Below are 12,062 nucleotides of genomic sequence, written 5' to 3'. Positions count from 1 at the left end.
TAGGCTCACCCCCGCATAAGCGGGGAATACTACTGCTGGGGCGTCGATGGCTCACGGCGTGTAGGCTCACCCCCGCATAAGCGGGGAATACTGCAGTTGTGGCGCTGCTGTGGGGTGAGACGGAGGCTCACCCCCGCATAAGCGGGGAATACTTTTTGTTCCGCGGAGACTGTTTTTTGGGGATAGGCTCACCCCCGCATAAGCGGGGAATACCGCCAGTGAAAATGCAGAAAGCTGTCACATTTAGGCTCACCCCCGCATAAGCGGGGAATACTACTGCTGGGGCGTCGATGGCTCACGGCGTGTAGGCTCACCCCCGCATAAGCGGGGAATACTGCAGTTGTGGCGCTGCTGTGGGGTGAGACGGAGGCTCACCCCCGCATAAGCGGGGAATACTTTTTGTTCCGCGGAGACTGTTTTTTGGGGATAGGCTCACCCCCGCATAAGCGGGGAATACCTGCCACGAATCGCGCCATCGTCGAAAACAATAGGCTCACCCCCGCATAAGCGGGGAATACCCGATAAATGGGATGAAACAGCAGTCGACCATAGGCTCACCCCCGCATAAGCGGGGAATACCTGAAACCTACTCCAACCAGCAGCAGGAAGAACGGCTCACCCCCGCATAAGCGGGGAATACGGAGAACTTCCGGGTGTCTGCCAGCACAGACACGGCTCACCCCCGCATAAGCGGGGAATACTGCCTTTGACAGTGATGGACGAGACTGTCTCTCGGCTCACCCCCGCATAAGCGGGGAATACTGTTCGAGGTTGGATGCCTCGGAGATGGAGTCCGGCTCACCCCCGCATAAGCGGGGAATACCTCGCTCCTCCTGCCCGGATGACGGCTTTGGTCGGCTCACCCCCGCATAAGCGGGGAATACCGCTACTCCTCTACGCTGCGCGTCGCGGATGGCGGCTCACCCCCGCATAAGCGGGGAATACGAGGGGGAACCTGGATTGACACGGCCTGACGACGGCTCACCCCCGCATAAGCGGGGAATACTTGTGCTGGGTGGTGTCGGTCTCGCGGGCGAACGGCTCACCCCCGCATAAGCGGGGAATACGCGGCTCCTACGGTGGCTACGGCTGCTCCGGCCGGCTCACCCCCGCATAAGCGGGGAATACGTTGGGCATTCGACTCCACTGCAGAACCGCTGCGGCTCACCCCCGCATAAGCGGGGAATACGCCTTTGACAGTGATGGACGAGACTGTCTCTCCGGCTCACCCCCGCATAAGCGGGGAATACTGGAACTCGGCCTGACCGACCGCGCCAGCCGACGGCTCACCCCCGCATAAGCGGGGAATACACCAACTGGCTAGGGCTGATGCAGGAGCGTTAGTGAGATGCGAGTGGCCTCGCGTCAACGATTACGTACTTTACGGCGTCGCGCAGCAGAACTCCAACCTGGCCGGAGAGTCGAGGATCGAGCTTTGCTGTTCGGCCGTCGCATGAGCTTCAAGCCGTCGAAGTCAACAACTTCCCAGTCATGACGGTGAACTCGGAACTCGAAGTGCTGTTCCCCACGAACCGTGTACACGAGGATCGCGCGGCCGTCGCGGCACATCTCGACTACCCTGTCCCACAGTGCGTCTCTAATACGAGCCGGCACATGGCCGACGAACACTCCCGGGCTGATCTCGAGGAGCCACCTCGTCAAGTGGCCGCGCAGACCAGCAGGACATGCGGTGAGAACAAGGACGACCATGCCTACCCCCAAGACTTACCGCCGGAGACGAGACCTTGGCGGTCGTCCCACAGGTCGACCACGTCCCAGCCGTATCCGTCGTCGGGGTCTCCGGGAGCGTTGAGAACGGTGTGGATGTCCTCGACGCACCTGCTGAGCAATTTTGATTCGTGGATAGCGTCGCGCATGGCACGTCTCGTCGCGCCGGGAAGATCGTCGAGATCGTTGGTCGCTGCGCACTGGAATGCGACTGGTACGGCTAGGGACGTCTTGTACAGGTCGGCGACGTCGTAGACGAATGAACGGTCCTTGCCCGTGTGTACGAAGCCGAGACCCGCAGACAGCCCCAACGCCGCGACGACGGAGTGGACCACGCCGTACAGACACGTCGTGGCTGCAGTGAGGGCCTGGTTCGCAGGATCCGAGGAAGAGAAGTCCTCAACCTTGTAGCTGCGCTTGTCCCAGTCGACGCCGAACTTGATTGACGCGTCCCGGTATGCCTGCCGGACTCTCGCGCCCTCGTGTCCTCGGAGCTCCTGCAGGGTCAGCCCAGTGGCCACGTCGTCGGGGAAGCGTATCTCGTACATGCGTCGCGCCACGGCCAGCCGCTTCGTTCGGTCCGTGACAGCTTCCGCTTGCAGTTGCAGCAGTCGGGTCGTTCGGGCGAGGGGACGTCCGTGGGCGTAGTACCGGACGCCGTGCTCACCGACCCACAATGTCGTGGATCCGGATTCCGCCAGCAACATCATTGCTTGGTGGGTGACGTTCGTTCCTGGGCCCAGCAGCAGCGCTCCGATCATCGATGCTGGGATGTGCACTGTGCCCTGCTGGTTCGCCGCCGTGATGGCATTCGAGTCGCGGTTCACGACACAGTGCTCCATGTAAACGAAACTTAGCCGGTCCTGGGCGCGTGCCAGCTCCTGCACCTCGGCGGGTCGCGCGCCTGGGATCGGCATGGCCACGATTCATTTCCCGGTCGGAGCCAGCGTCAGAAGTCCGCAGCCATACCCTTTAGCTGGCCCGATTCCACCAACGAGTGCCGATCGAGCGGCGTCGACATCGGTGATCTCGAGAATGCCGTCCACCTGCGCTACAGCAAGTGTGACCGTGGAGGACTGACGTCGGAATCTCAGGACCTCTCGCCGGGTCACCCGCGCGGACGGAACTCCCGTGGGGTCGTCGGGGAGTCGGAATCCGCGACGCTCCAAGCGAGTGATGAACCATTGCAGTTGCTGGTCGGCCGTGACCTCTGCGACCCGCCGCCCCCGCGACGATCCCTGTTTGCGCACGGCAGTCGTCGGGTTGACGGTGCATCGGAATCGCCACGCAGATCCCGAACGGAGAGCTCGTAGGAACGGGTCATAGTCAGCCGATCGTCCAGGCGTCCCCGTCGACCACCCGGCCTGCTCGTTGAGAACAGTGAGGTCGGGCTGCAACGGGCTAACGATGATGAGGCGCGCGTCATGTTTCGCCGGGCCACGGTCCAGCCGCCACAGGGTGCGTGCGGATCCAGTGGCGGATTGGCCGGGCGGAAACGATGCCAGAACCGCGGCGTGGAGTCGTTCCGGGGATGCCAAGAGGCGCGTGGCGTCACGACGAGCCACGTTGACGTCGAATTGAGTGAGGAACAACGTCACGCTCCTTCCAGGCCTGCGAACCAGTCCGGCTCGTCACTGCCGATGGGATTGTCGACGACAACCGTCGTCGTCGCGACGTCGCGCCAGCCGTACTCACGCCGCTCCGGGCTGAAACTCAGTGGAATGTCCCGGACGGTGTCGCCGACTTGGCCCGGCTCGGCGTCGTAAGCGATCTGAAGTCGCACCGATCGCGGCAGCCGGCGTTGCTGCCACGGCTTGGCACACCACGGTTCGTTGGTCAGCGCTGTCAGCAGGTCGCCGTCACGCACACCCAGGGACACCTGCCCCTCCGTGGGGCACGACCTCCGGCCAAGGTAGAGCGGAAACACCGGATCGGCGATGGCTTCATCCAGCGCCTCCAGCAGTGATGGTTCCCCTTCGACCGCTGCCACGAAGACGGCGTCAGCCAAGTAATAGCGGTGTGACAGGGGCATCGAGTTGACGCCTCCGTCTCTTTTCGGGTGCGACCAGTCCATCGCCGTCTGGAAGTCTCGAACGACGGAGCCGGGTTGATCGGCGCGTACACCGAATCGCAGCGACAGGAGGTCCTCGATGCTGTCCGTGCGTCGGCGTCCTTGCGCTGCCGCCAGCAGGCCGATGACCCCGGATTTGGTGGGCTCCCGGCGGGTCGCGCGAGTCGTGAAGCGGCTGGAGTCGCCCCACGACTGCAACGGCCCGGCGAGCCTGAGGACGAGGACGGTCACGACTCGCCCCGCAGGAGGGACGTGACCGTGTCACGCACCGAGGAGACGAGGTCGTCCATCGGCATGGGGGTGCCCATGGCGCCAATGGCCTCGGTGCGTGAGCCGACGCGGATGACGAAGGATGCCTCGGGCGCTCCCAGGAACGCTTCCTCGCAGTCATGCGCGTAAGCTGCCAGCGCTCGGCACGACTCGGCGACGAATCCGCCGTTGCCGGACGTCACAGGTTCCTCGAAGGCCCCGACGAAGCTCGCGGAACGACCCTTGCGGATCTGGACGACCACGGCGTCAGGGATCGTGTTGTTGGCGAAGGTGTTCTGCTTGCCCGTTGGCATCGACATGACGAACCCACGGACGAATGCGGCTGCGGCGTCGGCAGTGAGGTCGACGTCACCGAGGTTGCCCTCCAAGGTCGAGACGGCGACCGTGGCGAACCGGTACAGGGTCTCGGAGGTGAACTCGACGGTGCCGATCATGCCAGCGCCCGCGTCGTCCTCGTCGAGCTTGTAGTCATCGACGGCGGTGAAGTAGTCGGCCTCAGTCTCCACGGCATGGGTACTCAGAGCGTGGGCGACCTGAACGGCCGAGTCGACGTTGAGGTCCTTGGAGTCGGCGACCATGCGGCCGAACAGGGCCACCTCGATCCCATGATCAGAATCAGCGGCCTTCTTCGCGTCAGGGGCTGAAATCTTTCCTTCAGTACTGGCGGCGAGTTCGGCCAGCCGGTCCAGCTGCTGGTTCGAGTAGAACACCAAGTACTGGGTGCGCTCGATCGGTTCCTTGGGCGAGTCGCTCTTCGCCCGGGGTTTCTCAGCCTTCAGTCCGAGGGCCTTGACGACGGCGAGGGCCCGGTCGCGCGCGTCCTCCTCGCTGAGGCCGTACGGGTCGGCAGTGAGCCGATTCATGAGCAGTTCCACCACCCGCAGGGTACGCACACCGCTCTGGGAGGCAGGAAGGAGATCCTTGAACGATGTTCGCACCGCCTTCTTCCACGCCTGTGAACTCACGCGGGCCCGCCGGACTCCTCCGTACAGGGCGGACTTCGGTGATCCAGTGTCGTCCCGGTTGACGTTCGACGGCGGGACGCTCTGAATGACGTGGATGTCAACGTAATATGAGCTCATCGGGGTTCTCCTTGATCGGTCTCGGTGGAGGCAGCCTGCTTGGTGAGGGGGATTCTGTGGAGTTGACGTCCCCACTTCAGGAGGACCTGATCGGGGGCCGACACCTGGAGTCGCCACAGATCGGCTGCCAGGCGTCCGTAGTCGAGGGGAACCGCTTCGGAGCGCATGAGGGTGACGAGCCCTCGCAAGTTGTCGACACGGATGGCCCACTGTTGGGCCCGGCACATGTGTTGGAAGCGCGAGATCGTGCCCGGATCCCATTCCGTGCCGTCGGAACGTTTTACCGACAGCATGCGCACAGCCTGCCCGAGCCCGACGCCAGTCGCGTGCATGGGTTCCGCTCGGGACTGCTGGTGAACGGCGTAGAGCACGACCGCGGCATGGACGGCCCGCTCCGCCGCTGTCGCGGGCGACGTGCCGTGGCCCAGGAGCTCGTCGGGCAGACGGCCGAGGGTGACGTCCCACAGGCTCGGGTCGGCGCCAGGCCTGCTCTCGTCGGCGCGTCGCAATGACGCAAGCGTACGGACAGCCCATGGGTCGCGCGGTGTCGTGAGGTAACCGTGTTGCAGACGGCTGATGGCTGACACCGTCGCCGAGGTCACGTCATTCCATGGTTCAGGCATCACTTCTCCTTCGAGGAGGTCTCGGATCGGGGTTGGGGGTCATCCGGTAGTGGGGCCGATGTGCGTAGTCGGCTCGCGAAACGCTGCCATGCTCGCGCGACATCCATGAGGTCCTCGCGCTCGGTGTTCGGCACCGTGATCATGCGTCCGGTCAACGCCATCGGGCCGGCGTCGCGGCACAGCTGACGGCCGACATCACGTACGACCTGGCGGGCTCGGCGGCGCCATGCGACGCGAGCGCCATCGATGTCGGTCGTGCTGGACAGGTGACTGAACCAGTCGCGGTAGTCGGGATCGAGCGATGCGAAGCCGGCCTCGGCGGCGTGCGGGCGCACCCCTTCGGCCTCGCTGCCGGTCGCAGTGGCCAGGTCAGTGGCGAGGTTCTGCAGGGCGAAGACGAGCCCCTCCGCCGTCCTGGCACAGTCGACCGCCAGCCGAGCGAGCTGCTCGTCGGCGAGGACGGCCATTGATGTCGGGAGGGCGTCGTCAATCACGCTTGAGACCGACGACGCCTTGGGGCCGTACTCCATTCCGATCGTGCGGACTCGTGCCATATGGGCGCTGGGCAGCACGCCGTCGGCGGTGAGCATGGCCAACTGTTCGAAGATCTCGGGTCGCAACCACTGGCGGTCCGGCTCGCCCGGCTTGCGCTTGTGATGATCCTCAGGGGAGGGCTCGCGGGCGAGTAGCGGCTCGAGTCCTCGCCACATGGCCTTGGTTGCGTCATGGCTGCGTGGCATGTAGACCACCTGCCCGGCGGTCTTCGTTTGGGGTGCACTGAACCGCCAGGCGGTCGAGGAGTCCTTGTGGAGGAGGTCCTTCCACTCGACCTTGTCACCGTTACACAGGAGCACGTCGGTGACGCGCTCACCGTCAGTGATGAGCCGTGCCCGACGGCTCTGCCACGTGAAGAGATCAGCGCACCCCGTCGGCACGGGATGTTGTGCGTCCGGCGCGGGACCCTGCGCAGGACGTTCCCAGACCGGGACGTCGCCCTCGGGGTCGTCCTCCAGGAAGAGGTTGAGCAGGATCGTCTCGGATAGGTTCGCGCCTTCGACGACGACGATTCCCATCGGGCCGCTCACGCCCGTGCCGATGGGGAAACCCTTTCCGCTCTTGACCCGGGGATCGCCCACCGCACCCGATTTGATGCCTGACACGTCGAAGGCGTGGGCGTGGACGAGCCACCTGGCGGCCTCCGCAAAGGACAGGCTTGCGATGCCGGCACCGTCCCTGGTGGTGAAGAACTTGTCGTTGGCTGGGACCTCGCTGATGATCTTCGTCAGGCCGGAGAACCCACCCTTGGCAGTGTGAAGATCTGCGACCTGCATGAACGGCGCCCGGTCGTCGAAGAGGTCGAAGCGGTCGTGCCACTGGTCGAGGTAGGAGTCGATTTCGTCGAGGGGAAGACCCTCGCTCCACCACTGGCCCCAGTCGTCGACCTTCTCGTCGTCGCTGCGCTCGCGCGCCGTGGCTCGCATCACGATGGCCAGCAGCAAACGCAGGATGGCTGCCTCCTGGGTCGGGATCTCCCCGGCGAGCGCCCGCAGCTCGGTTGCACGGTGGAAGGCATCCCGAATCGACACCTCGACCACGCGGTTGTCCGGTTCGCGAGCGAGGATCCACGGCTCGTCCATGAGGTTGAAAGCACTCGTCATGCCGGATCTCCCTTATCGAGGCGGGGCTCGACCGTGAGCCCGCGCTTAGAATCATAATGGATGGGGCGGCCCAGTAGTGTCGAATTGCCCTCGGCGTCCAGCACGAGGACGAGCTGGCCCCGAAGCCACGGCGAGGTCTGCCAGGAGCTGAGGTCGATTGGTGCGGCTTCGAGTTCGGCAATTGTCTGGTCGATGTCCCAAGGGTTCGACACAGACCTTGGCAACGAGACGGTGCACGATGCCACCGCCCGAGCCAACGCACCTTCGGGAGCCCCGAACAGCGGCAGCTCGGCACCCGAGAACTCCCCGATGCCAGAGGGGAGCCGATGACCACCGGAGCCAGACTCTTGGATGACGATGACCTCGATCGAGTCCTCGGAATCGCGCACCCTGGCATGGCCCGACGAGTTCTCCGGATCAAGGGTCGAGACGTCGGTGAGTCCCTTCATGAGGCTTGATGCGACATACGGGTGGGCCAACCTGAACGTCTTCGCCCTGTTCTCCGCTTCCCCGTGTTCCGAACGCGCTTTCATGCTGGCCTCGTCGCCCCGTGCGGCCCATTTCGTAGGCCAGGTGAACGGTTCTGAATACGCCTCACGGACGAGCCGCGGGATGTCTGCGGGCACCGTCGCTGTGCCACCAGGCAGGTTGTTCAGGAGCGCGGCGGTACGCAGGAGTGCGTCCTCGCCATAGACAGAGTCGACGCCTCGGCTGAACGCCGGACCGTCGTCTCGCCAATCGTCGATGCCGGTGACGAGACAAGTGGCTTCACGCAGGGAAACCGGGCGTTGTCGGTCGTGCCGATGAAGGCGGCCGATGCGCTGCAGCAGAAGGTCCATCGGCGCGATGTCGCTGACGAGCAGGTCGAAGTCGACGTCGAGGGATTGCTCGAGCACCTGCGTCCCGACGACGACGATTCTGTGCGGACGGTCGCCTCCAGAGCGTCCGAGGCGCCGTACGAGGTCGGCCTCCCGTCGTGCGCGTTGCGGAGCCAGGAAACGCGAGTGGACGAGCACCACCTCGCAGTCTAGCCGGGACTCGAGTGCGTCGAAGGTCTCCTGGGCTCGAGAGACGGTGTCGCGGATGATGCCGATGCAACCACCGTCGGCCATCTTGTCTTCAATGAGGCTGATGAGCTCGTCAAGGGAGTCGCCCATAGAGCGGACGACAATCTGTCGTCCGGGTGCCGACGTCGAAGTGCCTTGTTGAGCGACACCATCGGATACCGTGGTCACGATTGGGTACTCATCGGTCGTCGTGAGGACCACCTGCGCGTTTCTTCCGTGGCGTCCTTTAGCGTACGCTAGCGCGAGTTCATGACGTTGGGCCGGTGGCAGCGTCGCGGACATGAGGATGACTGGCGTGCGGTAGGCGCCGAGCCACTCGAGGACGACCTTGAGGTACTCCCGCATGTAGACGTCGGCGGCATGGACCTCGTCGATGATAACGACCTTGCTCGCCAGACCGAGGTGGCGCAACACCACATGCTTGGCTTTGAGACCGGTGAAAAGTGCCTGGTCGATGGTCCCGACGACGTGGTCTGCGAGGATGGCGCGTTTGCGGCCCAAGAACCACTCATGGACGATCGCCGAAGCTTCACGCTGCGTGCCGGCGCTGTCGTCGTAGACATCCATGTGCGCGTTCCACGGCATGAGCTGCTGGTATTCCTCGTTGAGTCCAGCCTTCGAGTGGGCCAGGGAGATGCTCGACGATTCTGTGGCGGGCACGGCGTCGAGCCATTCCCGAACTCGACCGAACATGGGGTTGGACGTCGCCATTGTCGGCAGCCCGAAGAAGACACCTCCGAGCCCGAACTTGCGGGCAAGAACTTCGGCGCACATGAGGGCCGCCTCGGTCTTGCCCTGCCCCATAGGAGCTTCAATGACGAGCAGGCCTGGCTCAGTCATAGCCTCGGCCGCCTCGACGGCCGAGGCCTGCATGGCATTGGGCGCGCCGCCGGGGATCGAGGGGAAACTCCTTCGGAAAATGTCTGCCGCGTCGTTCGACGCCGGGGGCAGCTGCCACGGATGAGGAAGATGGAGCCGCGTGGCAGCGCGACGCACGCGATCAGGTGTCTGTTCGGTGACGTCGTAGGGGAAGAGGGACTCCGAACTGGCGATCCAATCAGCCATGATCACGAGCGCCTCCGACAACACTTGCACCTGGATCGGGATCGACGTGCTCATCCACTTGGGTAGGTATTCTTCGGCGCCCGTGTGTGCGGCCATGGTGTTGAGGACCTCGTCACGGGTGGCCTTCCACAGATGGTCCTCGCGCGCCAAGGACAGCCCGTATTCCTTCACATCGCCGTCCGTTGGGTTCATGCCGTGGTGGCCACCAACGATGGATGCGATGTTGCGGGCACAGCGGCGTGCCCTGGGGACATCCGGGTAACGGTTCAGTAGCCATGCTTGGGTGTGGCACTGCCCGACTGCGCCATGCGGGATTGGGTGTTCCGGCTTGGTGATGACGAATCCGTGGCGCTCCATCTGATCGCACAAATAGCTCGTCGACGTGCCATCGGGTCGCGGGAAACGTGCTTTGTAGGCAAAGTCGGCGCTGATCTTGCCGACGTCATGGATCCCTGCCAGGAAGCATACGAACGTCTGGGCAGCCCGCTCCCCGCCAAGAGTGTCCGCCAGGAGCGATCGGATGGATTGTGGCTGGAGTCTCCAGACTTCGGCCATGATTCCGGCAGCATCTTCGAGATGCTGGACCACAGGCAGCCAGCCCCCGGACTCATTTGTCTTTCCCCAGCAGGACTGTGCTGGTGGGGACCAGGTGTTGAGCATTGTCGCTTCCTTGCGGTTGGTGTTGGCAGGGACAATAGCACAGAAAAGTTCCTCAACTAAACAAGTTATTAAATAATGGCCAGACAACCACAAGTCGCCGCCGACCCCCGCAACGGCGGGGAGGACACGGGAGATGCGGACGACACGCAACTCAACAATGGCTCACCTCTGCATGGGCAGAGCACATCCCACGCTACCGGAGCCATGCATACGAATGGTGTGCGATCAACTCACCATCACGCTCTGACGGGCGACCTCAAGGAGCTCACCGGAAGCCACCAGACGGTGGGCCTCATCAATTTCGGGGGCCAGGAAGCGGTCCGGTCCGGGGCCAGGAATCGTCTTGCGCATCGTCGCGATGACGTCGGCCACCGGCTTCGACGGCTCCAAACCGCGCATCTGGATGGCTTTGGCGGCGGTCAGGATCTCGATACCAATGACTGCCCCCATACCGTCGATGGCGCGGCGCAGTTTGCGGGCAGCCGACCATCCCATCGAGACGTGGTCCTCCTGCATGGCTGAGGTTGGGATGGAGTCCACCGATGCTGGGACGGCCAACCGCTTCATTTCGGAGACGATGCCGGCTTGGGTGTATTGGGCGATCATGTGCCCCGAGTCGACGCCAGGGTCGTCAGCCAGGAAGGGGTGCAGGTCGCGGTTACGGGCCGGGTCGAGCATACGGTCGGTTCGACGCTCGCTCATCGACGCGAGGTCGGCTGCCGCGATGGCCAGAAAATCGAGCACATATGCCACGGGAGCACCGTGGAAGTTGCCGTTGGACTCCACCCTCATGTCGTCGGTAATCACCGGATTATCGACGGCTGAGGCCAACTCGACCTTCGCCACCTGTAAGGCATGGGCCATCGTGTCACGGACCGCGCCGTGGACCTGCGGAGCGCAGCGTAGGGAGTAGGCGTCCTGGACTCGCTTGGCGGCGCCCTCTCGACCAGCCTGGATGAGGTCGGAGCCTTCCAACAAGCCGAGTATGTTAGCGGCCGAGGTGCTCTGGCCTGGGTGAGGTCGCAGGGCCTGGAGGTCAGGAGCAAAGACCCGGTCGATGCCGCACAGCGCCTGGACGGTCATAGCGGTGGCTAGGTCAGCTGCCGGGACGAGGACGTCGAGGTCGGCTAGAGCCATGATGAGCTGGCCAAGCATGCCATCGGTGCCGTTGATGAGGGCCAGTCCTTCCTTCTCGCGCAGCGAGACAGGCTTCAGCCCGGCCTGGGCCAAACCGGTGGCGGCGTCAACCTCGTCGCCGTCAGGGGTGAGGACGGTCCCCTCGCCGGTGAGGACGAGGGCACAGTGGGCTAGCGGGGCGAGGTCGCCGGAACAGCCAAGAGACCCATATTCGCCCACGACCGGGACGAGTCCGGAGTTGAGCAGATTAGCGTAAGTGGTGACGACGTGCGGACGCACTCCGGTATGGCCAGATGCCATCGTCTTGAGGCGCAGGGTCATCATGGCTCGGATGACCTCATTCTCGACGCGCGGTCCAGTGGAAGCGGCATGGGACCGGATGAGGGAATGTTGCAGGGCGACCCGGTGGTCACGGGGCACCCGGGTCGAAGCCAAGGCACCGAAGCCGGTAGAGATGCCGTAATGGGGGTTGGGATCATCGGCCAGGCTTTCGACAAGGTCCGAGGCTCGTTTCACCCGCTCCATCGCGTCGTCTCCGACCGTCACGTGGGCTCCTCGTCGGGCCACTGCGACGATATCGCCGGGGGTAAGAGGAGCACCGACGTCAACAATGGTTGGGTTCATGGTCGTCCTTTCTTGGATGGGGCCACGTCGCCGTGGCGATGGTGTCTGTCATGCTTCGATGCAACCGCCAACGTCTC

The 12,062-nt window shown here is 64.0% G+C and carries 9 protein-coding genes and 1 CRISPR repeat array; all 9 genes read right to left on the bottom strand.

Annotated features, from left to right (window positions below):
- Position 1: 1 nt before the first annotated feature.
- Positions 2–1,311: direct repeats of the CRISPR family, unit length 29 nt; unit sequence CGGCTCACCCCCGCATAAGCGGGGAATAC.
- Between the two features lie 54 nt (positions 1,312–1,365).
- A complete protein-coding gene (gene cas2e / locus FYJ43_RS10110) occupies positions 1,366–1,710 on the bottom strand; it encodes a type I-E CRISPR-associated endoribonuclease Cas2e (RefSeq protein ID WP_154564350.1) in 345 nt (114 codons plus the stop codon).
- 2 nt (positions 1,711–1,712) lie between these two features.
- A complete protein-coding gene (gene cas1e, locus FYJ43_RS10105) occupies positions 1,713–2,645 on the bottom strand; it encodes a type I-E CRISPR-associated endonuclease Cas1e (RefSeq protein ID WP_154564348.1) in 933 nt (310 codons plus the stop codon).
- A gap of 9 nt (positions 2,646–2,654) precedes the next feature.
- Positions 2,655–3,326: a type I-E CRISPR-associated protein Cas6/Cse3/CasE gene (cas6e, locus tag FYJ43_RS10100; RefSeq protein WP_326833544.1), complete on the bottom strand. Its 672-nt coding sequence runs from the start codon at positions 3,324–3,326 to the stop codon at positions 2,655–2,657.
- The gene (gene cas5e / locus FYJ43_RS10095) at positions 3,323–4,030 is read right to left on the bottom strand and encodes a type I-E CRISPR-associated protein Cas5/CasD (RefSeq protein ID WP_326833543.1); all 708 of its coding nucleotides are present in this window, start codon (positions 4,028–4,030) and stop codon (positions 3,323–3,325) included. The genes cas6e and cas5e overlap by 4 nt, the downstream gene beginning before the upstream one ends.
- Entirely contained in the window at positions 4,027–5,151 is a 1,125-nt protein-coding gene (gene cas7e, locus FYJ43_RS10090; RefSeq protein ID WP_154564346.1) for a type I-E CRISPR-associated protein Cas7/Cse4/CasC, read from the bottom strand. Before cas7e ends, cas5e begins: the two co-directional genes overlap by 4 nt.
- On the bottom strand, positions 5,148–5,774 hold the full coding sequence (gene casB / locus FYJ43_RS10085; RefSeq protein ID WP_154564344.1) for a type I-E CRISPR-associated protein Cse2/CasB: 627 nt from the start codon (positions 5,772–5,774) through the stop codon (positions 5,148–5,150). Before casB ends, cas7e begins: the two co-directional genes overlap by 4 nt.
- Positions 5,774–7,432, bottom strand: coding sequence for a type I-E CRISPR-associated protein Cse1/CasA (casA, locus tag FYJ43_RS10080; protein WP_154564342.1), 1,659 nt, complete (start codon positions 7,430–7,432; stop codon positions 5,774–5,776). The genes casB and casA overlap by 1 nt, the downstream gene beginning before the upstream one ends.
- Positions 7,429–10,224 (bottom strand): CRISPR-associated helicase Cas3', encoded by a 2,796-nt coding sequence (cas3, locus tag FYJ43_RS10075; protein WP_154564340.1) that lies wholly within the window; start codon positions 10,222–10,224, stop codon positions 7,429–7,431. Before cas3 ends, casA begins: the two co-directional genes overlap by 4 nt.
- Positions 10,225–10,449: 225 nt before the next feature.
- Positions 10,450–11,985: a histidine ammonia-lyase gene (hutH, locus tag FYJ43_RS10070; RefSeq protein ID WP_154564338.1), complete on the bottom strand. Its 1,536-nt coding sequence runs from the start codon at positions 11,983–11,985 to the stop codon at positions 10,450–10,452.
- Between the last annotated feature and the right edge of the window lie 77 nt (positions 11,986–12,062).

Source organism: Cutibacterium porci (genome assembly GCF_009696315.1).
In the GTDB taxonomy this organism is placed as follows: Bacteria; Actinomycetota; Actinomycetes; order Propionibacteriales; family Propionibacteriaceae; genus Cutibacterium; species Cutibacterium porci.
Note: the sequence above shows the minus strand (reverse complement) of the source record. Positions and strands in the feature narration are given on the sequence as shown.